Here is a 26,359-nt window from a genome sequence, read left to right on the forward strand (position 1 = left end):
CAACTCCTTTTAGGGAATGATTGCCTACCCTAATTTACCTAAGGTGACGGTCTGCCGAAAGTGGGGATCCTCCTTGCACTTTGTGCGGCGAGGTGGGCATCGGGTGGAACATTCATGGGTGGCGGAGGCGGTTTTCGCTATCTCTCATGGCGCGGCTGGCGGACTGGCAAACTTTGAGCAATAGGGGAAGAACCTTATCGGGGCGGAACTCGGCAGTGTTGGTGGAGACCGAGAACGCGGCTACGGGCTCGGGGCCATGTCCGAAAACAGGGGCAGCGATACAGGAAAGACCGCTTTGGATTTCTTCATTGTCACAGGCATAACCCCGGAGTTTTGCTTCGATCAGTTCCTTTTCTAATTGATCAGTATTAGTAATGGTGTGCGGGGTCCACGCGGCAAGTTCCTGAGTTAACACCTGGGAGCGCCAATAATCGGAATATGCCAACAGGATTTTTCCTACGCCGGTGCAATAGGCGGGGGCTCGGCCACCAATCCGGGAGGGGAGAGAAAACCGGGAGAAGGAAAAAAGCTTGTTGATGTAGACAACTTCAGTGCCGGATAAATAAGCCAGATGTACGGTTTTACGTGATTGCTCAAAAAGAGCAGCGAGGAAAGGAGTCAAGGTTTCAGCAGCTAGGCGCGCCTGGGAGGAGAGGTTAGAACCGGAGACTAGTTCAAAGGGGAGAGGGCCGAGGCGGTACGTATTACCGGTGCGCTCCAACAGTTCCTCTTGAACCATGATGGCTAGAATTCGGTGGGCGGTTGATTTAGGGATGCCTGAGCGCCGGGCAACTTCACTGACCCCGAGGCCGTGAGGGGTATCGCGGAACACCTTGATGATGTCAATGGATTTTTCTAGTGAACCGCGAACTTTTGGGTGACTGCCTTCAGACATGGTAATGCGCCGTGCCTTTCTGCCCAATAAAACAGCTGATCTAGACATAAGACTACCGAGAAATGAGAGAGGATTAGGGGTGCGGGTGCACTGCTGCAGAAAAATCTCAGGAAGGTTTGCATTTATGCAGGTCGCTTAGTAAGCTACGTCGTTGGTGTGCAGTCACTGCGCACTTATCTCAAAAGTAGCAGTTAGGAATGCGGAGGATATGGCTAAGGAAGGCGCAATTGAGGTCGAGGGTCGCATTGTCGAACCCCTGCCGAACGCAATGTTCCGTGTCGAGCTTGATAACGGACACAAGGTACTTGCCCACATCAGTGGGAAGATGCGTCAGCACTATATTCGTATCCTTCCCGAGGACCGCGTGGTCGTGGAGCTTTCTCCCTATGACCTGACTCGTGGTCGCATTGTTTACCGCTACAAGTAAGATTTCCGCCTCCCTGCTCTGGGCGTGATGCGTTAGCTTCGCTAAGGATATGGCGATGTAACGACACACCTCACACACCTTCGGCCACGGTGGCTGGAGCCTCACGTGAACAGAGAATAAACCCGGCTTCCGACCGGGCAACATCTTTGTTGTGGGGGCGAACAGGGAGAAAACCACCGTACAAACCGGAAAGGTACTGCCGCATGGCACGTCTTGCTGGAGTTGATCTCCCGCGCAATAAGCGCATGGAGATCGCCCTAACTTATATCTATGGTATCGGGCCTTCCCGAGCCGCTGAACTTTTGGAGCGTACCGGCATCTCCCCGGATCTGCGCACCGACAACCTGAGCGATGAGCAGCTCAGCGCCCTGCGCGACGTCATCGAAAACACCTGGAAGGTTGAGGGTGACCTCCGCCGTCAGGTTCAGGCTGACATTCGCCGCAAGATCGAAATTGGTTCTTACCAGGGTCTGCGTCACCGTCGTGGGCTGCCCGTCCGTGGTCAGCGCACCAAGACCAACGCACGCACCCGTAAGGGCCCGAAGAAGACGATCGCCGGAAAGAAGAAGTAACTTATGCCTCCAAAGACTCGTTCTGGCGCGCGCCGTTCTGGCCGCCGCGTCGTAAAGAAGAATGTGGCCAGTGGCCACGCTTATATCAAATCCACCTTCAATAACACCATCGTGTCTATCACGGATCCTCACGGTGCCGTGATCTCCTGGGCTTCCTCCGGGCACGTGGGGTTCAAGGGCTCCCGTAAGTCCACCCCCTTCGCTGCTCAGATGGCGGCAGAAAACGCTGCCCGTAAAGCCATGGACCATGGCATGAAGAAGGTAGATGTGTTCGTAAAGGGTCCGGGTTCGGGCCGTGAGACCGCCATCCGTTCCCTCCAGGCCGCCGGCCTTGAGGTCAATTCGATCTCCGACGTGACCCCGCAGCCGCACAATGGTTGCCGTCCGCCGAAGCGCCGCCGCGTTTAATAGGGAAGGAAAGGTAACTAGAGAATGGCTCGTTACACTGGCCCCGCAACTCGTAAATCCCGTCGCCTCCGCGTCGATCTTGTCGGCGGAGATGAGGCGTTTGAGCGTCGTCCTTATCCTCCGGGACAAGCTGGCCGCGCTCGAATCAAAGAATCCGAGTATTTGCTCCAGCTGCAAGAAAAGCAAAAGGCTCGCTTCACCTATGGTGTGATGGAAAAGCAATTCCGTCGCTACTACCACGAAGCTAACCGTCTTCCCGGCAAGACCGGTGACAACCTTTTGGTGCTCTTGGAATCCCGGTTGGACAACGTTGTCTACCGTGCTGGTCTGGCTCGCACCCGTCGTCAGGCACGCCAGCTGGTTTCCCACGGACATTTCCTGGTTAATGGTAAGAAAATCGATGTTCCTTCTTACCGAGTTTCGCGTTATGACATCATCGATGTTCGCGAAAAGTCCCAGAAGATGATCTGGTTCGAGGAAGCCCAGGAAAATCTAGTCGACGCCATTGTTCCGGCGTGGATTCAGGTTGTTCCTGCTAACCTGCGCATCCTCGTGCACCAGCTGCCCGAGCGCGCTCAGATCGACATTCCGATTCAGGAACAGCTGATCGTCGAGTTCTACTCACGTTAATCTGTCCGAATCTTCCTAATATTTCCTTTCCGTCTACCGACGTCATATAGCGGGCGTCATCAAGGAGAGTTCCATGCTCATTTCCCAGCGACCCACCCTTACTGAGGAGTACATCGATTCTTCACGTTCACGGTTTGTTATCGAACCGCTAGAACCAGGATTCGGATACACCCTCGGAAATTCACTGCGTCGCACCCTGCTGTCCTCCATTCCTGGAGCAGCGGTAACCAGCATCAAAATTGATGGTGTGCTGCATGAGTTCACCACCATTAATGGTGTAAAAGAGGATGTTTCTGACATCGTCTTGAACATCAAAGGGCTAGTACTGTCCTCCGACTCCGATGAGCCGGTGGTTATGTACCTCAGCAAAGAGGGCGAAGGTGAGGTCACCGCAGGTGACATCCAGCCTCCAGCTGGAGTGGAAATCCACAACCCGGATATGCACATCGCCACCCTCAATGAGCAGGGCAAACTGGACATTGAGATGATTGTGGAGCGGGGTCGTGGCTACGTGCCCGCAGTAAGCTCCAATGCGTCCGGCGATATTGGACGCATCCCAGTGGACCAGATTTACTCTCCCGTCCTTAAAGTCAGCTACAAAGTTGAAGCTACTCGTGTGGAGCAGCGGACCGACTTCGACAAATTGATCATTGACGTGGAAACCAAGAATTCCATCACCGCGCGTGATGCTCTGGCTTCCGCCGGCAAGACTCTCGTCGAGCTTTTCGGACTTGCGCGTGAGCTCAATACTGCCGCCGAAGGCATCGAAATTGGGCCCTCCCCGCAGGAAAGCGAATACATCGCTGCTTTCGCTACTCCCATTGAGGATCTGAACTTCTCGGTACGTTCTTATAACTGCCTGAAGCGCCAGGAAATCCACACTGTTGGTGAGCTCGCAGAGTGCACCGAATCTGATTTGCTGGATATCCGAAACTTTGGTCAGAAGTCCATCAATGAAGTGAAGATCAAGCTAGCTAGCCTCGGGTTGACTTTGAAGGATGCACCAGAAGACTTTGATCCCACCACTTTGGAGGGATATGACGCGGAAACGGGCGACTACGTCGACGTAGATAGTGAAGATTCCGAGTAGCTCACTGCGCTCAACCTGATCCGTACACGAGGAGAAGACCATGCCTACCCCTAAGAAGGGCCCCCGTCTCGGCGGTTCCCCGAGCCACCAGCGGAAGATTCTATCTAACCTGGCCGCTCAACTGATCGAGCACGGTGCAATTAAAACCACCGACGCTAAGGCTAAGACCCTGCGTCCCTTTGTGGAGAAAATGATTACCAAAGCGAAGTCGGGCACCTTGCACGACCGTCGCCAGGTAATGCGTCACATCCCCAACAAGAAGGTTGTTAACTACTTGTTTGAGGATCTGGCGGAGAAATTTGAAAATCGGCCCGGTGGTTATACCCGGATCGTGAAATTAGAAAACCGCACCGGTGACAACGCTCCCATGTCTCAGATTTCTCTGGTGCTTGAGGAGACCGTGTCCGCCGAGGCTACCCGGGCTACCCGCGCTGCAGCATCCAAGAAAGCCGCAGAGCAGGCCGCTGCCGAGGAAGCAGCTCCGGAGGCTACCGAAGCGACCGAGAACGCCGAAGCTACTGAGGCTGAGGTCAATGAGGAAGCTGTCGAAGAATCCGAGGCTCAGAATAAAGCTGCTGAAGCTGAAGAAAAGGCTGCTGACAAGTAGTTCCTGAGCTTTAGCAAACAGACTGCTTCACCACCCCGGAATCATGGTAGAACCATGAGGAGCCGGGGTGTTTTTATGCCATAATCACGTCCCTTCGGTGCGTTAAGGTATGAATATGACTTCACGCCGTGAGCTTTATGCCGGTATCTGCCTCATCCTCGGTCTTATCTGTGGGTATGGAGGACAATTTATTGCAGCTATTCGCTGGCCCGTGCTGTACACTCCCCGCTATAACCTCATTGGTGATTTCAGCGTCCGAACCTGTGGTGCGTGGGTAGAAGATTACTCCCAGAGAAATCTCTGTAGCCCGGGGTCTGTATGGTTCAGCATAGGGCTATTCCTTGCTGGTGTTGCTGCAGCGGGTGCAGCTACTTTCTTGGTTCTGCACATGCGTCGAGCCGTCATTCTCTATGCTCTTGGCGCCAGCCTTATCCTCTGGGCGTTTCTCGGGGCCGACGCCCACCCGAGGGCACACCTCTGGGTGGGTGCACTAACCGCCCTGCTGTTATGGCTTAGCGTCCTTCTTCTTCGCCCCACAGTTGCCTGGACCTGGATGTGGTGCGTCTTCTCCCTGATCGGCATGATCCTGGCACTCCGGCATGCTACTGCAGGTCCGCTTGGAGAACCAGGGCTATATCAGCGGATGGCAATTGATTGTTTGAGTTTGGGCTTCCTCATGCACGCGACATGGTTAATTAAGCGTGGTCGCCAATCGGGGGTTGCTCAGCAGACTCGACGTCAACAGCAAGGGGAAGAAAGAAAAGAAAAAGACAGGGCCATTGTGGAAGCAGCTCGGAAGTTGGAGGACCAGTGAGTGGTGCAACGGCTCGACTGAAATTAGGGGTCAGCTATGAAGGAAGCGGGTTTCATGGTTGGGCTCGGCAAAAAGACGCTAGCCTTCGTACCGTTCAACAGGAACTGGAAGAAGCACTGTCACTGGTGCTTCGGTGCCCGGTCCAGTTGGTTGTGGCGGGGAGAACAGATGCTGGGGTACACGCCAGTGGGCAAGTAGCTCACGCAGATGTCCCAGTCGACTGTCTGGAGCAGCGAAGCCTAGCAGGACAACCGCAGCGGTTAGTGCGTCGACTCTCCCGGCTCCTCGACACAGATGTGCGTCTCACCAGTTGTGCATTTGCTCCGCCGGGTTTCGACGCCCGCTTTTCTGCGTTATCCCGCACCTATGAATACCGCGTCAGTACTGATCCTTCCGGCCCTCTCCCGACCCGGCGGCTAGAGACCGGATGGTGGCCCCGCCAACTAGACTTCTCCATCCTCAACGATGTGGCCCAGCGACTAACCGGTTTGCATGACTTTGCTGCTTTCTGCAAAGCTCGACCACACTCCACAACCATTCGAGACTTGCAGTTTTTCCACTGGGAAGACATATCGACCCCGAGTGAACCTGGCCTGTATCGAGCGCGGCTTCGAGCCGATGCTTTTTGCTGGAACATGGTGCGAGCACTTGTCGGAGCCTCCCTTAAATGTGCCGATGGTCGTCTTGATCTTGACGCAGTCCCCGGTTTACTCACCGAACATCAACGATCATCTCTCGTGCCCTTGGCTGAAGCTAGAGGGTTAACCTTGGTGGGGGTACATTATCCACCTGATGAAGAACTCGCTAGCCGGGCAGCAGTAACGCGGAAACGCCGAAATTCTTTAATCGATTGACATTAGCCTGGTGTTACAATCCATCCGATTGGAAACTTCCCAGCGAAAGGAACGACAAGACCGTCATGGGGCTGTTGGGCGTCACCGTGCTAGGCATCATAGTTTTTTGTGTCCCTGGTGCCTTATTCGCCTGGATCACTGGTCTCCGGGCACCGTGGTCGGCGGCGTTAGGCCTACCGATTAGTTTTGGTATTTATGGCTTTGCCGGTTGGCTAACCAGCGTTATCGGGGTTCGCTACAACTTGATCTCGGTGATCGCAGTATGGTGTGGTTTCTTAATCATCGCAGCGCTGTGGCGGTGGGGCGGACGCACCTTTGAGCGTTGGCCGCATCACCCTGAATCAGAGGTCGCGGTGGCTGCTCAAGGTGGTCGGTCATTAGTCATCGAAACGCCGCTAGATCTCAACTCACATCCCGTAGCAGAACCATCAGCTACCGCCACTACCACCAAACCGAAAGGGTGGAGGCTGGGAAGTCCCGGGGGTCTAGGGGATCCTATCTGGTTGCTTCCCGCGGCGGGGGTCCTTGTGGGAATGCTGGTGATAATGCTGCCTAGTTTGCAGTGGATCAACGCTCTTCCTCATGGGATGGACACTATTTTCCAAGGTTGGGATGTTCTATGGCATGCCAATGTCGTCCGGTGGATTGATGAAACCGGGATTGCAGACCCTACCCGTATGGGAGAGCTACACAATCCAGAAACGCACCAGGCCATGTATTATCCCGTTGCTTGGCATGCTGGCACCTGGGTATTAGCCCATCTAGCTGGATTAACTCCAAATACGGCAATTAATTATTCCTCTGTCATTATCCCCGGAATCATTCTGCCGGTTAGTGGGGCGACGGTTGCGTGGCGGCTCATCAACGATCGAGGAATTTTCTCCCAAATCGCTGCAGCTAGCGGCGCTGTCATTGTCACCGTCATTCCCGCCTATTACTGGGTTGGAAACTATGTTGGCGCCTGGCCATACACCGCCGCTTTATGCGCATCCGGGGTGGTGTTAGCTGCATTCATGGCTGCCCCTTATCGGCCAATAATGCTGCTAAGCTGTGGGCTTTCTTTTATGGGCCTAGTCCAGCTGCATCCTGCAGCAGCCACCGTAGTGATCACTGGCCTAGGACTATGGTGGTTGTGTTGGCTGGTGTGGAAGCCGGTTCGTACCCCGCAATCTTTCCTTGGTTCACTTGGCTGTCGGCTTCGCGATGTCCTCATCTTGGCGGCAGGCGGGATTATCGGCATTCTCCCGCTCTTGCCTCAGCTCCTAGGGCGCGAAGGTGAAGTAGACGCAGTTGCTAGTTTCAGCGCTACCGAAGACCTTTCCACCCGAGACTCCATCCTCGAAGTCATCACCATGACGACCCGCCACGTCAATGAAGGGGCTCCGTTTAATCCTGCCTGGATCCTTTTGCTCGCAGCGATTGGCGCCATAGCATTAGTTTTCTGGTGGAAAAATATCTGGGCCTTGCTCTTTTACCTGCTCAGCGCAGCATTGACGTATAACGCTCTTACTCCGTTGCCGGATCCCTACGGGAAGATTCTTAACCTCATAGGTCAATTGCATTACGCTACCCCGCACCGATTAATCATGCCGGTGGCGTTATTGACTGCGACGGCTGCGGGCGTCGGGCTGGCCGCAGTGCTGGGATTAATTTTTAGCCCCCTGCGACGGTGGGCGCCAAAGACCGGCGGGGCAGTGTTAGTGGTGCTTTCGCTTACTCTCACTGGGGCATGTGGGTGGTTTGGCTTCCAATCCATACAGGAAGAAGCACGGTGGTCTGTTCAGAATTTGCGGACGATTAGCATCACCGTCACTGATCGAGACCGTCACGCTTTTAACTGGTTAGCTCAGCAACCCAGGGCCTACCAGGGGTTAATCATGCATGATCCGTCCGACGGCGCGGGGTGGATGTATGCGCTGAATGGTTTACCTAGCGTGGCACGACATTATCATTGGCCGCTTCCTATGAAATCCTCCAAACTTTATGCGCTGTGGAGAGGAATTGACCAGCTTGGCACCGGGGCAAAGAACGATCCTGATGCCGCTAACCACGTCGACCAGTTAGCTAAAGATCTTGATATCCGATACTTGGTTTTATCTCCACCTAATTATTGGGACTTCCAAAAACCGTGGCTTCCACTCACGGAGGGAACTTATCAAACCCCCGGTTTAACATTGGTATATAAGGACGCTGAAGACGCCATTTTTGTGGTGAATGCTGAATTTAGCGATGAGGAAATCAATGCCATGCGCTCATCGGGGGAGTCGCCGGATCCCTTACCGCATCAACCCACCCTCGGGGAATTGGGGTTGGCAAAAACACCAGCTGAGATAAATAAGCCCTATTATCACCGACCCGGAGACGGCCGAACCTGATATACTCACCTGACACCGATTTACTAGGGGGTTGAATCGGTAGCGATGATCCACAACCACAGGGGGGAATAGTGGCAGAACCTCTCATTTCCACATCCTCGGCGCAAGTAAGCGGACATAGATTTCTCAAGAGGAGAGTAGAACACGCCTTGGTTTTAGGCGACGCCAGGATGATTCATGATCCTCTTGGGCGACGACAACGAGCCGCGCTTTTCGGGTTTATCGCCGCGCTCCTTCTAGGGTTGGGCGCAGGAGCATTGGCTGTGCTTCAACCTGCCATTGATCCAGGCGAAGCACCTATACTTCGGAGTGATTCGGGGGCCCTTTTTGTTCGAGTGGGGCCAACGGTTCACCCCGTATCAAACCTAGCCTCCGCGCGGTTAATTATTGGTTCCCCGGCTGATCCGGTGACCATCTCCGATGAGGTACTCCTTCAAGAACCCATGGGTTCACCGATAGGAATACTTGACGCGCCGGGAGTTTTTGCCAATCACCCCATTTCTGATCTGGCATGGAGCGTATGTCAGGAATCTGCCGGCGATATTGTGGTGAGCGCCAAGAAAAACCACGACGCTAGTGCCGACAACGAGGCTGTATTAGTACGCCAAGGAGAAGAAGAATGGTTAGTTGATGCCGTGGGGCGAAGAAAACTACCCGACCCAGCTAGTGTCGAAGGTCGTGCCGTGCGCAGGAATCTGGGGATTGATTCTGCGACACCGCGATGGCAACCGCCGGAGGCGCTACTTAATGCGGCTACTGAACTTCCGGCAATATCTCTTCCTCCGGGAGTGGTTCTTCATACCGGTGATGGAGGATATTGGCTAGAGCATGAAGGAAAAATTCGATTTCTTTCGGGGGTTCAGTCTGCGATTTTGATTGATGCAGGTCGAGAAGAACGACACGTGAGTAGAGGTTATCCTGCTCAGCAACCGGATTCTCTAGAGCCAGAAATAGATCTTCCTCGTTTTGCTCCTAGGTGGTTAGATCCGGCGGACAATGATCTCTGCTTTTTAGGGGAAGGGGGGTTGCAGAAAGGAAGAAAGACAGCGGAGAAACTAGGAGTCCGCCTAGCCGGTGATTCTTTGGCACAGCGGTATATCGGCGCTGGGGTGGGAGCAATAGGGATAAAAACTGGAGGAGGTTTATACCTTATTTCCGAGTGGGGTGGGGTTCATCAGGTGGTGGACCAGGAGGCCGCGGAAGCCTTGGGGTTGTCGGAAGAAAATGCCAGTTCAGCGCCGTGGATGATCATTCGATTACTGGCTCAAGGAAGCGCGTTGGGGCGCTCAGAGATACCGTTATTAGAGGAAAAAGATTGACCGAAATAGGGTGGAGTACTTAGAGCCATTAAGCATTTAAAGGCCTAGTCTAGATCCCTATGCGGTGGATGGAATCTTTATTGGATCAGATTGATCGGATGACTAATTCATTTCATCTGGGGCGAGGGCTCGACGCGAAAACTGTTCAGCCGGTGGGGTGGGAAGCTCATGAAGAAGCTATCCGTGCGATGCGTCGGAGTTATGCAGAGATCCCTGTTCAGCAGCGAATCAGATTAGGGAAAACCACATCTAATGTATTTCGGGCGAGGACTACCTCGACAGCGACGCTGGATGTCTCTGGGCTTCGAGGGGTCATTGCTGTTGATCCGGTGGAACGAACCGCCGATGTTCAGGGGATGTGTACCTATGAGGACTTAGTGGATGCCACTTTGCCTTTTGGGTTAAGCCCGACGGTAGTGCCGCAGTTAAAAACCATTACCTTGGGTGGGGCAGTGACCGGTATGGGGGTGGAATCAACGTCGTTTTGCCAGGGGCTTCCTCACGAGGCGGTGGAAGAACTCGATATCCTTACCGGGACGGGGGACATCCTCACGTGTTCGGCTCACCATAACGTCGATCTTTTTCGCAGCTTCCCTAATTCTTACGGGAGCCTTGGCTACGCGCTGAGACTGAAAATCCACTTAGTTCCCGTTTCTCCCGTAGTCGAGCTCAGACACGTCCGCTGCCATAGCAGTGATGAGGCAGCCAACCTGCTAGAAAGCATCGCCACGACCAAGAGCTACCAAGGTTTAGACGTCGAATTCTTAGACGGGGTAGCTTTTTCGCCAACCGAGATCTATCTCAGCCTAGGACGAGGAATCCCCGACGGACCACCATTAAGTGACTACACCCGGCAGCGCATTTACTACCGTTCTCTCCAACACTCCACCGGAATATTGCGAGACTACCTCAGCATTCGCGATTATTTTTGGCGATGGGATCCGGATTGGTTTTGGTGTTCGCGAGCTTTCGGCGTTCAACACCCACGCATCCGAAAACTGTGGCCGCGAGATCTATTGCGCTCCAATATTTACTGGAAGCTCATCGACTGGGACCGGAAATACAATATCGCTGATCGTTTGGAAGCTCGAGCCGGACGCCCTGCCCGAGAACGCGTAGTTCAAGATATCGAAGTCACCTGTGATCGACTCCCAGAATTTTTAAAATGGTTTTTTCAGGCCAGTGACATCCAACCAGTATGGCTATGCCCTATTCAATTGCGCGACGGGGTTGATGACCTAATAGCTCAAGGCACGCTCACTAAAGAGTCCCCGCACCCGTGGCCCCTGTACCCCCTAGATTCCCGGAGTCTCTGGGTCAACGTTGGTTTCTGGTCTAGTGTTCCAGTGAACTTGTTGGGAGATAACACAGCCCCGGGAGCATTTAATCGACTAATTGAGCACAAAGTGAAGGATCTTGGGGGGCATAAGTCGCTGTATTCGGAGTCTTTTTATAGCGAATCGGAGTTCAAGGAACTTTATGGTGGAGATATTCCAGAAAAACTCAAAAGCATTTATGACCCTCAAGGACGGTTCCCTCGGCTCTATGAAAAAACCGTCGGGGGTTCCTGAGGCGGATGAGGACAGTGCATGACCAAGAAAACAGGATAGATCGAAGCCAGAGAGTGACGATGAGATTGACCGGAGTAGAAAAGAGCGTGAAAGAGAATGCCGAGTAGTGATCGAGCACCGATGAATATTGCCGAGATGGTGGAGGCTTTGACCGTCGCGCCGTTGCCCCTAAGGATTAGTGCTTTTGATGGTTCAGCTACCGGGCCGGACGATAGCCCCTTCCGACTCGATGTGGCTAATGAACAAGGATTGGCCTACATTGCTACCGCACCTGGAGATTTGGGTTTGGCCCGAGCCTATATCACCGGCGGGCTAGAAATCTCTGGTGAACACCCAGCTCATCCCTATCGTATGTTCGATATCTTGCAGCAACTCTACAAAGCAGTTCGACGTCCCGATGCGGCGACTGTGGTGACCTTATTGCGTTCACTTCGGCGATACAATGCACTAAAGATTCAACCTATTCCAGAGGTGGAACAGACAAGTCGATGGCGAAAGGCCCTGGTGGAGGGGCTTTCGAGGCATTCCAAAGAGCGCGATAAAGAATCTGTGTCCTCACACTACGATGTAGGAAATAATTTCTATGAGTTAGTCTTGGGCGACTCTATGACTTACACCTGCGCTTATTATCCATCTGCGGATACTTCGTTAGAGGATGCTCAAGATAATAAACACCGCCTGGTGTTTGAGAAACTCCATCTCAAAGAAGGCGATCGTCTTTTGGACGTCGGTTGTGGCTGGGGGCAGATGGTGATGTACGCGGCCCGACGCGGCGTGAAGTCTCTGGGGGTCACCTTGTCTCAGCAACAATATGAGTGGGCTCGTGCTGCTATTGCCGAGGAAGGCTTAGAGGGCCTAGCTGAGGTGCGATGCCTTGATTATCGTGACGTTAAAGAAGAGGATTTTGATGCGGTTTCTGCAATCGGAATCCTGGAGCACATCGGCCGAGATAACTATGAAAATTTCTTCACCCAGATTTATTCCAAGCTAAAACCCGGTGGTCGGATGCTTAATCATTGCATCACCTATCCCGACAATCGATTCCGGAAAACAGGTAGTTTTATTGATCGCTATATTTTCCCCGACGGAGAATTGGCAGGTTCGGGAACAATTATCTCGACTATGCAAGATGCTGGTTTCGAAGTTCTCCACGAAGAAAACCTGCGTTACGATTATCAGCGGACGCTGCATGATTGGTGTGAAAATCTCAAAGCACACTGGGATCAGGCAACCACCCTCGTCGGGGAGCCTATCGCTAAGCTCTGGGGACTCTACATGGCAGGTTCTGAGTGGGGATTTGAACATAATATAGTTCAGCTCCATCAAGTCCTGGGGATAAAGCTATTAGATGATGGTTCCCGGGGAGATATTCCACGAAGATTCTGGTGGCAGCCCTAAAGCTCTACTAGGGTAGGGACCGTTATGGCAACGATGCGGCAGATGGTCCATGAACGGATCGAAAGAATACAAGAGACCCACCAAAAAACTAAGCAAAGTCGCTATGGTTTCCTGGTCCGACCTCTCACACTGATTTTAGGCTGGACGGTAGTCATCATCGGGATCATTACTATCCCTCTGCCCGGTCAAGGGTGGTTGACAACGTTTGTGGGAGTGGGAATTCTCTCTCTGGAGCAAAAATGGGCCAGAAACCTTTTGGGGTGGGGTGTTCACCAGTATGATCGCCTGGCGGCATGGTATAGCCGGCAAAGTCTGAGCGCCAGGGTTTTCATGATGGCTGTTTTAGTCGTGGTGATCTGGGTGGTGTTCATCGCCCTGGCTTATGGTTTCTGGCGTTGGGGCTCCGCGGAGTGGTTAGATCCTCTGGCCCGGTGGATCGGCTTGCATCGTTAACTAACCATCCGAGGATCACGAATCCACAGACAACCACGAGTAAGAAAGCGGTTCTTTGTTGTGGGCGTGGATCTTGCTGTTGTGGTGCGGGAAGGGAAATAGATCGAGTTTCGGTGTCTTCTACTGTGGTAGGCCCAGGCAGATGCCCAAGTGCACGAAGCGGATCAAGCTCACCATTTGCTGGCCATGCTGCGGAGTACATTCGCTGCCGAAGTTGGGCAGCGGTTTCTGTTGGGTAACGCTCCTTTAACAGCGCGGCGATCCCGGAAATGACCGGTGCCGCGAAACTGGTTCCCTCCCATGGTTGATCTCCCTGGTTAGTCTGGATTCCCTGGACCGGTCGGGGATCACCTAGCGGAGACAAACCTAGCGGAACATGGCCTGGTGCTGCTAGTAGGTGCGGGCCGCTTAGTGAATAATCGGTGTGTTTCCCATCTGGATCAAGCGCGGCCACACCCACCACTGTGTTGCTGTGAGCAGGGAAAACGATGTCGCCAGGTTCGCATCCTTGACCTCGATTTCCGGCTGCGGCCACAACGACGGCATTGTTAGCCTCTGCGTGAGCAAGAGCAGTATTAAGCACCCCCAGGTCCACGGTGGCTGCGCGGGCCGGTGATAAGCACGCCACCACGGAAAGATTAATTACTCCAGCATGATGTTCTAGGGCTTTTTCTATAGCTTTGGCCATGCCCGCTAAAGTCCCAGTAGCATCCTCACCGGATTTCGTAGTTTGTCTAATGCTGATAATTTCTGCAGCGGGAGCGACTCCCAGTAAGGAGTCCTCAGTAGGAGCCGGACGGGCAGCGATAATTCCCGCGACGATAGTCCCATGCCGATCACAATCTTCTAGGCCGTTGGTGTTACCGACTAGATCACCACCGGGGATTACTTCGCCCAATCTGGGATGAGGATAGACACCAGTATCGATGACAGCTATTTTGACTCCAGCACCTTGAGAGAATCGGTGAGCTGCTAGAAGATTCGGATCAGGGGGTTGGGGCGCTAAAGAACGGTGGTGAAGAGCCGGGCAGCGGGTTTGAGCTTGAGCTACGGGAATAGTGCCGAAGAAACATAATCCGCTCAGGAGACATCCAGCTACAAGGGCTCCCGACACAACTCTAGAGATTATTGACATGTGACAGTTACCCCAAGCCTCGGATGAAGCCGAATAGTCCCATGAGATGAAGCGTTAAAGGGATAGATAGCGCAAGGGCAATTGATTCTGCGCGTTCAAACCAGACCAGAGTGGTGGGTTGTAATCGAGCTAGGTGCGCTGCCCACAACGGGGCAGCGCAGAGGAAAAGACATAATCCCAGGCATAAAGCTAAGGCCCAGGTGACAAATCCAGCATGGATAACCGCGAGGATAAGTGCGATGATGCAGCCCAGTGCCATGAGACTAAGCGCGAGTGTGCCGCCGGGGCGTCGATAACGCAGGGCATGGATACTAATGGCGATAGAGCAACTTACACAGAGCGCAACCACCCATCCATCACCATTCCACCCTAAGGCGATGATTGCGGGAACCATACATAGCGTTGCGCCAGCAAGGAAACCATCGTGGAGTTTTTCTGCCCGTTCCACCTTCCCATCAATATCGGGAATCTGCTCATCAGCAATGGTGAATGCTTGTCCCGGTGAAGGAAGGCGAGGGACTTTTAACCCGGCTAAGTAAATGGCTGCATGTGGGGCTGTCAAGGGGATGAGCACGGCCACCAAGACCAGCATGGCGGCAAGGCCTCGATACGAGAGACCGCTTCCTAAAGCGATGGCGCTCATGAGTCCAGCTACAGCGCACACCATAGCTACTGCATTAAGGGCAATGTTCACCGTGCTGCTGAAATTCAACAACATGAGAACTACTCCACCGCAGGCTAGCGCGGCAACTAGTGCCCAAGCCAATTGTTGCCCGTGGGGAAGGTGAAGTTCCGGGATAGCGAAGAGGAATCCAGTGCTAAGAGCGCTAACTACGGTAGAAACGCTCAGGAGAAGATTGTGCTGACTGCGATAATGGATTGCGATTAAGCCTAAGGTCAGCAGGAATATCCGTGACCAATAAGGAACACTATCGAGTGCTAAAGCCAGGAGCACCCACATGCTGAGAATAGTTGCTGCAAATGGGAGATAATTCTCTAGGTGCAAGGAGGGGTTGGGAGAGCGATGAACCAAAGCCTCAGCAGCGTCGCGTAACACCGGCATCTCTGATTCCAAGCGGGGTGAGAGCACAAGGATGTCTCCATGATGAACTCCGAGAGCAGCTAACGGCCGAGTTTGATCAAAAAGTTGTCCAGTGACAGTGGCCACCTGCCATGGTCGATCAATCTTTGGAGCGTTGCATAGCGCGGTGATATCTCCCAGGACCTCCGCAAGAGTGGATGAGGTCGGTATCGCTAGATCAGCCTCTCGGTGATAATTTCCAACATGAATGCGGATAGTTAAGCGAACTACATGGTCAGTTATCATAGAAAATCCCCCGAATTCCCCAAAAGTATGGTGTTTGCGATCATTATGACTTAGGATGGGCAATAAGTCCATAGGGGAGGGAAATTGTTTAGGGGGGATGTTGTGCTATCCAATTCCTTGACCACTACCGTTCCGGTTATTGGTCTCGCTGAACGAGAGATTGTTCCGCCGCTCCCGGCTGGAAGTCTAGAAGTTGAGGCCGTCCCGGCGGCACAACGAGGACAAAAGTTACCTCTGATCCGGATTTTGATTCCGATCGTGATGGTGGCTGCCATGATCGGGATGGTCGCCATGCTGTTTCTCGGGGACGGCAAAATACACCCAATGATGTTGCTTTTCCCCATCATGATGGTGGCTTCTATGCTCATGATGCTGAGTAATGGAAGCGGTAATGATATCGACGAGACCCGTCGTACTTATCTTCGCCATCTTGGGAGCCTGCGGGAACAGGCGTTGAAAAACGCGGCTGCCCAACGACGTCATGATCTTCACCGGCACCCTGATCCTGGTGATCTATGGACTTTAGTGGGAAGTCGGCGAATGTGGGAACGAGCAACGGGAGACCCCGATGTCCTAGAAGTTCGGTGCGGTAGTGGAACGATGGAACTATGCACCCCGTTAAGCGTGCGTGACCCTGGGGCAACCGAGGACCTTGATCCGGTCTGTGCAGTGTCTTTGCGTCATACGATTGCTACGGTGGGGGAAGTGGCAGATATGCCTATTGTCATCCAGCTTCAGGCTTTCCCTTATCTAGGTTTACGGGGAACTCATGCAGCTGACGTAGCTCGGGCTCTTATCGCCCAGTTAGTTTTTCATCATGGTCCCGACACGGTAGGGGTCCATGCTATCGGCGGAGGATGGGGATGGTTGAAGTGGGTGCCACATCATCGCGATTATTTGCACGCCCAGCATCGAATACTTGTTGTTGATCACCTAGATACAACCGGGACAGAAGAGTTTCTGAGCCATCACGATTGGGATTGCATTATCGACGTTGGAACGCGTCCCGGAACTTTTCTTTATGACTGCTGTGAACAAGAGGGCCTTTTAATTCAGTGTGAGCATTATCTATCAGCGATTACTGAGACAGGCAGAGAAGAGCTGGGGGTTTCTGATGGGCTCGATAGGTTACAGACCCTTGATCTAGCTCGACGTCTGAGCCGCTATGACCGGCCGCTAGGTGGGCGTCGAACGTCAATACCCGGGGAAGAGCATCTAGGTTTGCTGGGGTTACTAGGGATTACCGATCTTAAGAAAGTTGATTGGAATGGTTTGTGGGCGCCGCGAGGTTCTGGGCATTTAGCAATTCCCTTTGGTGTTGATTCCGATGGAGAGCCAGTTTTCCTTGATATTAAAGAGTCTGCCAAAGGAGGAATGGGGCCACACGGATTGTGTATTGGCGCTACTGGTTCCGGGAAATCCGAAACATTGAGGACGCTGGTGGTTTCCCTGGTGAGCACTCATTCACCAGCTGATGTGAACTTAGTGTTGGTGGATTTCAAAGGGGGTGCAACATTTTTAGGGCTAGAAAAACTACCGCATACTTCGGCAGTCATCACCAATTTGGAGGAAGAGGCCATCTTGGTGGATCGAATGCAAGATGCCATTAGCGGGGAGCTGAATCGCCGTCAGGAGATTCTGCGGAAAGCTGGGAATTTCGCCAATATTAGTGATTACAATGCTGCGTGTCCGGAACTTCCCGGGTTCCAGCCTATTCCAGCTTTATTCATCATCGTCGATGAATTTTCCGAACTCCTCGGGCACCATCCTGATTTCGCCGATCTTTTTGTTGCTGTTGGACGCTTGGGGCGAAGCCTGAACATCCATCTACTCTTAGCCAGCCAAAGGCTTGAAGAAGGTAAACTTCGGGGTTTGGATTCCCACTTGTCCTACAGGATAGGGCTAAAAACTTTCTCTGCGGCTGAATCACGACAAGTAATTGGTATTCCCGACGCCCATCAGCTTCCCGGTCACCCCGGTGCTGGGTTTTTGAGAAGTGATGCAGACAGAATCACTCGTTTCCAAGCAAGTTATGTCTCTGGACCCTTACCTCAACAAATCCGCGAAGTTGAATCCCCGCGAGTGTCTGTACACCTATTCGATTCGTGGGAGGATGTTACTCAAACGCAAGGTGAAATGGCTGAGCTTGAGCGAGTGGTTCTTGACCACTCAACCACAGTCGTCGACGCCGTGGTGGAGTGCGTGACCGCAGCAGCTCACCAACGCGGTGAAACAGCACATCAAATGTGGCTTCCCCCATTACCCGACCGAATTGAGTTATCTGACATCGCCCAAGAAGCTGCAGGATGGAACGTGCCGTTAGGGGTGATTGATCGGCCATATTTTCAACGGCAAGATATTTTCCAGATAGACCTGGAATCTGGCGGTGGTCATCTAGCCGTATGCGGTGGACCACGTTCTGGGAAATCTACTCTTCTTTTTAGTTTCGCAGTGTCTTTGGCGGTTCACCACGGCCCTGAAGACTTGGCTTTTTATGTACTAGATCTGGCAGGGGCGCTGAGCAAATTATCGTATTTGCCGCATGTTGCCGGCATTGCTCAACAACAAGATGCAGAAAGAGTTCATCGCATGATTGATGAACTGTGTTCTCGAATAGAAGGAGACGACAGTGTGCAGCCAGGGCGGCGAATCGTGCTGCTTATTGATGGTTGGCATGTCATTAGCTCGGACTTTGAGAACTTAGTGGACAAAATAAGTCGCCTGGCTGCTGATGGTCCTGGCGCCGGAATTCATGTGTGCATTTCTACCTCTCGGTGGACGACGCTTCGGCCCGCTATCCGAGACCTCATTCAGCACCGAGTTGAACTGCGCTTAAGTGAAGCGATGGATTCACTTATTGACCGACACGCTCAAGGCAAAATACCCCTGAAACCAGGCCGGGGAATTACTCCTTCAGCAGAGCAAATGCTTATTGCTATGAGCAGCTCCCAGGATTTAGCGTATGTGGCAGAAACAGCGTATAAGCGTGGGTGCCAAAAAGTACCGCAGCTGAGGATGCTTCCGGATGAAGTGAAGAAAGCAGACCTTCCGTCTTCGCACCCCAAGGCAATTCCTCTAGGGGTTGGAGGTCCACGGCTAGACACATTGCTCTGGAACCCTCAAGAAGATGCACACATTGTCTGTACAGGTTCTCAAGGCTCAGGGAAATCGACTTTCCTGGCCGCTGTCTCCGCAGGAATAAGCCAACTAGCTGCACATCAGGCGAGGATCGTCATGATTGATCACCGGCGAAGTCATTTAGGGGCCATCCCGCAGAATATGCTTGCCGGGTACTCCGCTTCCTCTGTGGAGTCCCAGAAGCTACTCGCCGATACTGTAACAACACTGCGGACACGGTTGCCCGGTGCGGACATCACCCCTTCTCAGCTTCGGGCACGAGACTGGTGGGAGGGTCCGGATATTTACCTCCTCATTGATGATCTTGATTTAGTTTCAGAAGCAGATCTACATCAGCTGGGGGAGTTGCTCCCCCATTCACGAGACATCGGTTTACATCTTGTTGTCGCTCGAAAGTCAGGTGGAATAGCGCGAGCGTTTTTCAGCACCTTTCTTTCTGCCCTCAAGGATCAACAGCCCGCAGTGCTGCTACTAGATGCAGACCCCGAAGAAGGAAAAATCATGGGGATAAAACCACAATCACAGCCACCGGGGCGTGGTAAGTGGCAACGTCGCGGCGAGGTGTGGGGAGTATGTCGTATCGTGAATAACTGCGCTGAGGCGGAGGTGGTGTAGCCATGCCACACTCGGTAGATACCAAAGTCATCCTGACGGTCCTGGATACCGCCACAATTATCGAAGGCCCAGAAACGGTTTATCGATATGATTTAACAGGTGTGGGGATTAGAGAAGGGTGGGCGGCAGCTGGTGTTCTTGATCAAATTCAGTCAAGCGTAGGTCCCCAGTGGCCAGAAATCGACGTTACCCTTGATGCTGATAACGAAGTCACCACAATTTTGCAGGAATTGTTGGAGTCTAAAGGGGTAAAAGTACACCCCATTCGGAACGAATCACAGGTATCTCCGGAACTTGAGAGTGAGGATTCTCCGTGGGTGCACGTTGATGACAATGAGGAAAGAACGAACCTCATTGAGGATGAAGAAACACCGCTAGAGACTCGACGCCTTAATCTTCGCGCAGACGTGGGGCAGGGTGCTGAGAAATTGATTGTGGTGGGGTTAGGCGTTGCTGCTGTTGTTTTTGCCGGAATATCGTGGTGGGCGTTTAGACACGTGCTCAGCAGCGAACCTCACACTGCGCCGGACGCTAGTCAGGTGGACGTCGATCAACTCCCTTCTCAACTAGAAACCAGTGCGGTGCGTTCCGCGATTCCGGAAGTTAAAGAAGCAGAACCAGTGGTGCTTAGTCGCGGAGGTGTGCAGATTCGACTCCCTGAGGGGTTTAGCTTGCAGGAGGAATCAGGTGCGTTGAGGGCCGTAGGGAAAGACCCAGAGTTAAGAATCCATCTTGCTCACGATCCTGTGCATGGGGTGCCAGCACAGGAAGTAGAAAAAGAAATTAGAAACAAGATTGAGCGGGACCCTTCCTTGCAGCTGGTGGCCGAAGAATCCGGAAGGATTAAGTATCGAGAAGAGCCTGGAGATGGTTCCGAGGTGGCCTGGGAAACCTGGTTAAGCGACGGTTTTCAATACAGTGTGGGTTGTCACACCAGAAATAAACCCACAGTGATTCAGCAAGCGGCTTGTCGAATGGCTTTTGAGTCTTTTGGTCCGACGTCATAAAAGGTTTCGGCGAGATATGGCACGAGATTTAGCGACTGTGGGAACCAGTTACTCAGTTCTCGGGTCTTAAATAAATGAAGCTACCGAAAGGGGAAAGTTTCCCCGGAGTTTCACGACACATTAAAGATCAATGAGAATGTTCGAGGAGGGGCGAACACATGTCACTACTAAGAACTGAAGCTGATGTCATGCTAGCTACGGCAGGTCGAGTGGATGACACCAATGCTCAGGTACAGGGCGAACTCCAAAGATTGCGTGGGGTAGTTGACGGAGTACGGGGTAGTTGGGCAGGACAGGCCCAGGTGAGCTTCGATGGGCTCATGGAGAGATGGAATAGCTCTGCTAGGCAAATACAAGAGGCGTTGAGTTCGATTAGTGAAAATATTCGCTCAAACGCGGCCAATTACGCACATATCGAAGCAGACAACGCCCAGGCCTTCAGCGCTGTCGGCGGCCAAGGACTCAATCTATAAATCAGCAGCAGGAGGAATAACAACGATGACGCAGATTAAATATCAATTTGGCGCTATTGAGGGGGCAGCTGCAGATATTTCCGCCACCTCTGGGCGGATCAATCAACTTCTTGCGGATCTTAAATCACACATTCAACCAATGGTTTCTAGCTGGGAAGGAGAGGCCGCAACTGCCTACCAGGCAGCGCAAAACCAGTGGGATCGCGCAGCTGAAGAGCTTAACCATGTCCTAGCCACAATTTCTCGCACTGTGTCTCAAGGAAATGAGAGGATGAGTGACGTGAATCGGCGTGCAGCGGCAAGCTGGGGGTAGAAAAGCACATGGGTTAGCCTGCTCCGGGCCGATAACTCACGTATTTTCTCACTCCTTGAACTGAGGGCATGAATGGTAGTCATGCCAGGGCAGATGGGGCAGTTCCAGGAGTACCGAAAAGATCGGGGGAATGGTCTGTGAGCCGGAATCACAGCACTCGTGTTCCAGAAACGACGGGTGCTGTGATTTTTATAATGGGAACACTGCGCTCAAAACACAAAAGTGAGCGGTTTGGAAGTGGTCGTCAACATCGCTATGATGGTTCACTTGTGTGGAGTTTGCTTTAGCTATGTCTTGCGGAGATGAACCGGAAGTCAAAAGCTTAGAGGCAAACAGCGTAATCAACTCGGGTCTCCACCGGCCGCCGTGTTTGATTTCCACCCCTGGTTTCGCCTCAGACACCAGGATTTTGGCTGGCAGTTCTGGACAGACTTTTAAAGGAGTCATTTTGTCTACTTTCCACCCGAAGAGTGGTGACATTACCCGCAAGTGGTATGTCATCGATGCCACTGACGTGGTACTGGGTCGTCTTGCTACCCATGCAGCTAATCTGCTGCGCGGAAAAGGCAAGCCGATTTTTGCCCCCAACGTTGACTGTGGTGATCACGTCATCATCATCAATGCTGACAAGGTTCGTGTATCTTCCAACAAGCGTGAGCGTGAGTTCCGCTATCGCCACTCCGGTTACCCGGGTGGTTTGAAGACCATGACCTTGGGTCGTGCCTTAGATCTTCACCCAGAGCGTACTGTCTTTGAAGCTATCAAAGGCATGATGCCGCACAATAAGCTCTCCCGCGCTTCCGTAAAGAAGCTGCATGTCTTCGCTGGTGAGGATCATCCTTACGCCGGCCAGAAGCCCGAGAACTACGAGATCAAGCAGGTGGCACAGTGACCGAAAATAACACCGAGAACAATATTGCCGACGCCGCGGACATCGCTGCTGCAGCTGCTGCTACTGAGGAATTCACCAACACCATTGGTGATGCTGTAGCTCCAGCTGAAAGCGAAGGAGAAGTTGAGGTTCAGGCTCCCGCTCAGCACGAAGGTCCCATCCAGACTGTAGGACGTCGTAAGCGCGCTATCGTACGGGTTCGGATGGTTCCGGGTTCCGGAAAATTCTCCTGCAACGGTCGCACCTTGGAGGATTACTTCCCGAATAAGTTGCATCAGCAGCTGATTAAGGATCCGCTCACCCTTCTAGAGCGTGAAGGACAATTCGATATTCAAGCTAACTTGAAAGGCGGTGGCCCCACCGGACAGGCTGGTGCTTTCCGGTTAGCTATTGCCCGTGCTCTGAATATCTACAACCCAGGTGATCGTCCCGCCCTGAAGAAGGCAGGATTCCTCACCCGTGATTCTCGTGCTGTGGAGCGCAAGAAGGCTGGTCTGCACAAGGCTCGTCGTGCACCGCAGTACTCCAAGCGTTAATCCAATCGCTGCAGCTTCATCGCCTCTTATTGTTGTTGGCTTAGATTCCCAGTTTTCTCGCTGGGACATACTCTGGGCCTCAGCACTAGGGGGCGTTTTGCGTTGCCTCGACTAGGTGTGGACGTCGCACAAATAACACCAACACACCCCACCTTGGCTAAAATCTCACCCCGTGGGCACGGCATAATAGCTGTCATGACTCGACTTTTCGGAACAGATGGGGTTCGTGGCCTCGCTAACAAGACACTCACTGCCTCCCTGGCGTTAAAGCTAGGAGCGGCAGCAGCCGAGGTGCTTACTCGAGAGGTACATTCCTCTAAGCGCCGCCCAGTGGCTATTGTTGGTCGCGATCCTAGGGTTTCGGGAGAAATGCTGGCTGCCGCTCTGGCTGCGGGAATGGCATCCCGAGGGGTTGATGTGCTGCGGGTAGGAGTTTTGCCCACCCCGGCGGTGGCTTATCTCACGGATGATTATGGGGCAGATATTGGGGTGATGATCTCCGCCTCCCATAATCCCATGCCAGATAATGGCATCAAGTTCTTCTCGGCCGGGGGACATAAACTGCCGGATGACATTGAAGATGAAATCGAAAACGCCATGTCCGAATTGGATGAGGAAGGCCCCACCGGACACGGAATTGGGCGGATTATTGAAGAAGCCCCAGATGCCCGGGAACGCTATCTTCATCATCTTGCCCATGCGGTGCGGACCGATCTATCTGGGATTAAGGTCGTTGTGGATACAGCAAACGGTGCGGCTTTTGATGTTGCGCCTGCGGCCTACCGTGCGGCGGGGGCTGAGGTGATTGCTATTCACCATAAACCCAATGCCTACAACATCAACGATGAATGTGGCTCCACCCACATCGACCAAATTCAAGCAGCGGTTCTAGAGCATGGGGCTGATCTTGGTTTGGCGCATGATGGCGACGCTGATAGGTGTTTAGCGGTGGATCATGAAGGACATATCGTTGATGGGGATCAGATCATGGCGATCTTAGCGGTAGCCATGCAGGAAAAAAATAATCTTCGGGAAAATACTCTGGTTGCCACGGTGATGTCGAATTTAGGGTTAAAACTCGCGATGGATAACGCTGGCATTTCGATGGTGAACACCAAGGTGGGGGACCGTTATGTTCTAGCTGAGTTGAATGCTCGGAATTTATCTCTCGGGGGTGAACAATCGGGGCACATCATTCAGCCGGCCTATTCCACGACAGGTGATGGTTTACTCACTGGTTTATCGTTGATGGCGCGCATGGCTCAAACTCACTCCTCGCTCCAGGAGCTCGCCCAGGTTATGCAGGTTTTGCCGCAAGTACTCATCAATGTTCCGGTGTCTGATAAAAACGCCATTTTGGATGATCCTTCGGTTCGGGCAGCAATTTCTGCTGCCGAGGAAGAATTGGGGGAAACAGGTCGAGTCCTCCTGCGCGCGTCCGGCACTGAGGAGTTATTCCGGGTGATGGTAGAGGCCGCCTCAGAAGACAAAGCACGTGCTGTTGCGGGACGACTTGCTGCGGTGGTTGCCGCAGTGTAGGCGTATCGTTTCACAGCCCGACGGGAACCTCAACGCTTCTTTTCCAGTCCAAGGTGTAAAAACACTGGCACGGCGAAAAGGGGCGTTTTGTGATTTCCAGGTCAAGTATCCACGTGGAATTTCAACAATCAATGGCAGCACTCGAAGCTACCCGGATCTCTACGGAACAGTGCCGTCATGAGCATTGTGCAAGCCCTCCGGCTTTTCCGGCCGAAGCCCTAGGGAAGGGTTTTAGCGATTATGGTCACGCGCTAAGAACTGCGTTAGAACAGGTCTATCAAGCTAATCTTGATCGTTTGGATCTATCGGACACAACGGTGTATGCGGCGCAGCGTGATCTCCAGCAAATAGGTGGCACGGACCGTCAGATCGCTGAAGATATGTCGATTTCTGAATGAGGGGGCAACGATGAGTTCGACGCTATCTGCAGGTTCTTCTATTCAAGATATCTATGCATCGACGGTAGGGGATCTCCAAAGTGCATCTCGAGGTTTGTACCAAGGTCCACAATCTAGTACCGAAGAACTCCTGGCTTTAGCTCAACGCACTGATGGGCTTGATACCGGGGCTCTAGCCGAACATGTGAAGCGAGCGTCGGGGCCGTCTTTATCGGGTTATATATCAGGAGCTTTGGAGCACGCGCATGATCTTCTCCACGGCGTGCTAGAAGGTGGAATAGCTGGGTTTCTTCAAGAGTTACTTAATGATTTTGCTCATCAGGATGAACGCGCAGATCAGCTCTGTGTGCAGGCGGAAGATGCAGCTGACACTATTGATAGCATCTGCCAGGACACCAATACGGCCATTTATGAAGTCCTCAAATTAATGCAGCAGTCGGTGAAAATCCTCGTGGGTTTTCTCGGCACCTTGGATCCGGCAATACGCAGTGAGGAGTTTTATGCCGCAGTGCGTTGTGCTGCAGACCTCATCAATGAGGCGGGGGGATGTGTGAAAGATTCTTTTCACAGCCGGGATGAAGCCCTAGGAGCATGTTTTCACCAGTTCTTACGCTGTGCTGAACGGGTGTCTGATCATCCTGCGCCGCAGACTCCCTCGGCATTATCCGCCCAGGATTGTGCCGTAGCTAATGCAGCAACTCAAGTAGCGACGTCAACGGCGAGCACTATGGGTGGTTCTACGGGATTGACTACTCCAACCCCACCCCCAGGCCTGTCGATTCCACAGATACCGTCCCTACCACCCCTACAATGTCCGCCATTTACGCTTCCGAACGCTGAGTCTTTCGGCGGAGTATTAGGCGCAGCGGGAATAGGAGTAGCGGTGGCGGGAGCTGGAGCCCTTATTTCTCACCTGGAAAACTGTTTGCCGATGTCGGTAGTGCCAGAGATCCCTGAAGTTCCAGAGCTCTGCGAAACACCCGATGAGGGAGAGCCAAACGTAGGGGAGAGTGGTGATCTATGCCCTGAAAAACCAGAGACACCCAAAGCTCCGGATCCGGAACCTTGCGCTAAGACGGCCGGGGAGTCAAGCGTTGATCTTGATAACGTGCCGGAGCCACCACCTCCGGCGGGAAAGATAGCGAATATGGACAATGCCGCTGCCCCGGTCACGGATCTAGGGAGTGATTCATTAGCTTCTAGCCCCCACACGCCAACTGGTGAAGAAGGGTTGAGTGCAGCCTCAGCCGACAGAGAAGAGCAGAATACCACCTCAACCACGGTGGATATGCCGGGAGAAGCTCATAAGGCAGGAGAATGGTGATGAATGAATTTGAAGAGTTTGCGAAGCAGTTTCGAGCGAGAGCGCAAGCGCGATTATTGGAATTTGAGAAGGTTCTGCAAGAAGCTACTCGGCAGGTGCCCAATGATCGACTGCGCTCTCAACCGCGACAATTAAGCGAACAACCACCAGGGCAAGAGACGTCGCTGCGCCGGCGCGGTCCAGTAAAAAGTGTGCTGAGAGAATCGAGGTGGGAGTAGCTCCTCATCCTCAGTGCTTGGCTATGGCTAC

The 26,359-nt window shown here is 53.0% G+C and carries 26 protein-coding genes; 23 read left to right on the forward strand and 3 right to left on the reverse strand.

Annotation, left to right across the window (positions count from 1 at the left end):
• Window positions 1-112: 112 nt before the first annotated feature.
• The gene (locus tag GP475_RS02545) at window positions 113-895 is read right to left on the reverse strand and encodes an IclR family transcriptional regulator (RefSeq protein WP_187975096.1); all 783 of its coding nucleotides are present in this window, start codon (window positions 893-895) and stop codon (window positions 113-115) included.
• A 208-nt stretch (window positions 896-1,103) separates the two neighbouring features.
• Here GP475_RS02545 and infA point away from each other — a divergent pair, with 208 nt between their 5' ends.
• The 13 genes from infA to GP475_RS02610 all read left to right on the forward strand — a co-directional run bounded on the left by infA (window position 1,104) and on the right by GP475_RS02610 (window position 13,413).
• Window positions 1,104-1,322 carry a translation initiation factor IF-1 gene (gene infA, locus GP475_RS02550; RefSeq protein WP_003854422.1) on the forward strand — a complete coding sequence of 73 codons (219 nt, stop codon included), beginning with the start codon at window positions 1,104-1,106 and terminating at the stop codon, window positions 1,320-1,322.
• Between the two features lie 203 nt (window positions 1,323-1,525).
• Complete coding sequence (gene rpsM / locus GP475_RS02555) at window positions 1,526-1,894, forward strand: 30S ribosomal protein S13 (RefSeq protein WP_187975097.1); 369 nt, start codon at window positions 1,526-1,528, stop codon at window positions 1,892-1,894.
• A gap of 3 nt (window positions 1,895-1,897) precedes the next feature.
• Entirely contained in the window at window positions 1,898-2,302 is a 405-nt protein-coding gene (gene rpsK, locus GP475_RS02560; RefSeq protein ID WP_187975098.1) for a 30S ribosomal protein S11, read from the forward strand.
• 24 nt (window positions 2,303-2,326) lie between these two features.
• On the forward strand, window positions 2,327-2,932 hold the full coding sequence (gene rpsD / locus GP475_RS02565; RefSeq protein WP_187975099.1) for a 30S ribosomal protein S4: 606 nt from the start codon (window positions 2,327-2,329) through the stop codon (window positions 2,930-2,932).
• Window positions 2,933-3,005: 73 nt separating this feature from the next.
• Complete coding sequence (locus GP475_RS02570) at window positions 3,006-4,022, forward strand: DNA-directed RNA polymerase subunit alpha (RefSeq protein WP_187975100.1); 1,017 nt, start codon at window positions 3,006-3,008, stop codon at window positions 4,020-4,022.
• A gap of 40 nt (window positions 4,023-4,062) precedes the next feature.
• Window positions 4,063-4,629 (forward strand): 50S ribosomal protein L17, encoded by a 567-nt coding sequence (gene rplQ, locus GP475_RS02575; RefSeq protein ID WP_187975101.1) that lies wholly within the window; start codon window positions 4,063-4,065, stop codon window positions 4,627-4,629.
• A gap of 115 nt (window positions 4,630-4,744) precedes the next feature.
• Window positions 4,745-5,443 carry a hypothetical protein gene (locus tag GP475_RS02580; RefSeq protein ID WP_187975102.1) on the forward strand — a complete coding sequence of 233 codons (699 nt, stop codon included), beginning with the start codon at window positions 4,745-4,747 and terminating at the stop codon, window positions 5,441-5,443.
• Complete coding sequence (locus tag GP475_RS02585) at window positions 5,440-6,297, forward strand: tRNA pseudouridine synthase A (protein WP_187975103.1); 858 nt, start codon at window positions 5,440-5,442, stop codon at window positions 6,295-6,297. Before GP475_RS02580 ends, GP475_RS02585 begins: the two co-directional genes overlap by 4 nt.
• Window positions 6,298-6,362: 65 nt before the next feature.
• Entirely contained in the window at window positions 6,363-8,672 is a 2,310-nt protein-coding gene (locus GP475_RS02590; protein WP_187975104.1) for a DUF6541 family protein, read from the forward strand.
• 71 nt (window positions 8,673-8,743) lie between these two features.
• The gene (gene eccB, locus GP475_RS02595) at window positions 8,744-9,991 is read left to right on the forward strand and encodes a type VII secretion protein EccB (protein WP_187975105.1); all 1,248 of its coding nucleotides are present in this window, start codon (window positions 8,744-8,746) and stop codon (window positions 9,989-9,991) included.
• A gap of 68 nt (window positions 9,992-10,059) precedes the next feature.
• Window positions 10,060-11,562 carry an FAD-binding oxidoreductase gene (locus tag GP475_RS02600; RefSeq protein WP_262485250.1) on the forward strand — a complete coding sequence of 501 codons (1,503 nt, stop codon included), beginning with the start codon at window positions 10,060-10,062 and terminating at the stop codon, window positions 11,560-11,562.
• Window positions 11,563-11,658: 96 nt separating this feature from the next.
• Complete coding sequence (locus GP475_RS02605; protein ID WP_262485222.1) at window positions 11,659-12,960, forward strand: SAM-dependent methyltransferase; 1,302 nt, start codon at window positions 11,659-11,661, stop codon at window positions 12,958-12,960.
• Window positions 12,961-12,984: 24 nt separating this feature from the next.
• The gene (locus GP475_RS02610) at window positions 12,985-13,413 is read left to right on the forward strand and encodes a TIGR02611 family protein (RefSeq protein ID WP_187975106.1); all 429 of its coding nucleotides are present in this window, start codon (window positions 12,985-12,987) and stop codon (window positions 13,411-13,413) included.
• On the opposite strand, the gene mycP is transcribed toward GP475_RS02610, so the two are convergent.
• Window positions 13,328-14,527 (reverse strand): type VII secretion-associated serine protease mycosin, encoded by a 1,200-nt coding sequence (gene mycP / locus GP475_RS02615; RefSeq protein WP_187975107.1) that lies wholly within the window; start codon window positions 14,525-14,527, stop codon window positions 13,328-13,330. The two genes, GP475_RS02610 and mycP, sit on opposite strands and share 86 nt — an antisense overlap.
• 28 nt (window positions 14,528-14,555) lie before the next feature.
• Window positions 14,556-15,875 (reverse strand): type VII secretion integral membrane protein EccD, encoded by a 1,320-nt coding sequence (gene eccD, locus GP475_RS02620; RefSeq protein ID WP_187975108.1) that lies wholly within the window; start codon window positions 15,873-15,875, stop codon window positions 14,556-14,558.
• 102 nt (window positions 15,876-15,977) lie between these two features.
• Here eccD and eccCa point away from each other — a divergent pair, with 102 nt between their 5' ends.
• From eccCa to GP475_RS02670, 10 genes are all read left to right on the forward strand, one after another.
• Window positions 15,978-19,628, forward strand: coding sequence for a type VII secretion protein EccCa (eccCa, locus tag GP475_RS02625; RefSeq protein WP_316932481.1), 3,651 nt, complete (start codon window positions 15,978-15,980; stop codon window positions 19,626-19,628).
• 2 nt (window positions 19,629-19,630) lie between these two features.
• Complete coding sequence (locus tag GP475_RS02630; RefSeq protein ID WP_187975109.1) at window positions 19,631-20,635, forward strand: type VII secretion-associated protein; 1,005 nt, start codon at window positions 19,631-19,633, stop codon at window positions 20,633-20,635.
• Between the two features lie 158 nt (window positions 20,636-20,793).
• Complete coding sequence (locus tag GP475_RS02635) at window positions 20,794-21,108, forward strand: WXG100 family type VII secretion target (RefSeq protein WP_187975110.1); 315 nt, start codon at window positions 20,794-20,796, stop codon at window positions 21,106-21,108.
• 25 nt (window positions 21,109-21,133) lie between these two features.
• Complete coding sequence (locus GP475_RS02640) at window positions 21,134-21,421, forward strand: WXG100 family type VII secretion target (RefSeq protein ID WP_187975111.1); 288 nt, start codon at window positions 21,134-21,136, stop codon at window positions 21,419-21,421.
• A 448-nt stretch (window positions 21,422-21,869) separates the two neighbouring features.
• Window positions 21,870-22,313, forward strand: coding sequence for a 50S ribosomal protein L13 (rplM, locus tag GP475_RS02645; protein WP_187975112.1), 444 nt, complete (start codon window positions 21,870-21,872; stop codon window positions 22,311-22,313).
• Window positions 22,310-22,849 carry a 30S ribosomal protein S9 gene (rpsI, locus tag GP475_RS02650; protein ID WP_187975113.1) on the forward strand — a complete coding sequence of 180 codons (540 nt, stop codon included), beginning with the start codon at window positions 22,310-22,312 and terminating at the stop codon, window positions 22,847-22,849. Before rplM ends, rpsI begins: the two co-directional genes overlap by 4 nt.
• A 195-nt stretch (window positions 22,850-23,044) precedes the next feature.
• Complete coding sequence (glmM, locus tag GP475_RS02655; RefSeq protein WP_187975114.1) at window positions 23,045-24,388, forward strand: phosphoglucosamine mutase; 1,344 nt, start codon at window positions 23,045-23,047, stop codon at window positions 24,386-24,388.
• 89 nt (window positions 24,389-24,477) lie between these two features.
• Window positions 24,478-24,786 carry a hypothetical protein gene (locus GP475_RS02660; protein WP_187975115.1) on the forward strand — a complete coding sequence of 103 codons (309 nt, stop codon included), beginning with the start codon at window positions 24,478-24,480 and terminating at the stop codon, window positions 24,784-24,786.
• Window positions 24,787-24,796: 10 nt separating this feature from the next.
• Window positions 24,797-26,110, forward strand: a complete 1,314-nt coding sequence (locus tag GP475_RS02665; protein WP_187975116.1) for a hypothetical protein — start codon at window positions 24,797-24,799, stop codon at window positions 26,108-26,110.
• Window positions 26,110-26,328, forward strand: a complete 219-nt coding sequence (locus GP475_RS02670) for a hypothetical protein (protein WP_187975117.1) — start codon at window positions 26,110-26,112, stop codon at window positions 26,326-26,328. The genes GP475_RS02665 and GP475_RS02670 overlap by 1 nt, the downstream gene beginning before the upstream one ends.
• Window positions 26,329-26,359: the final 31 nt, after the last annotated feature.

The sequence above is a fragment of the Corynebacterium poyangense genome, from assembly GCF_014522205.1.
In the GTDB taxonomy this organism is placed as follows: Bacteria; Actinomycetota; Actinomycetes; order Mycobacteriales; family Mycobacteriaceae; genus Corynebacterium; species Corynebacterium poyangense.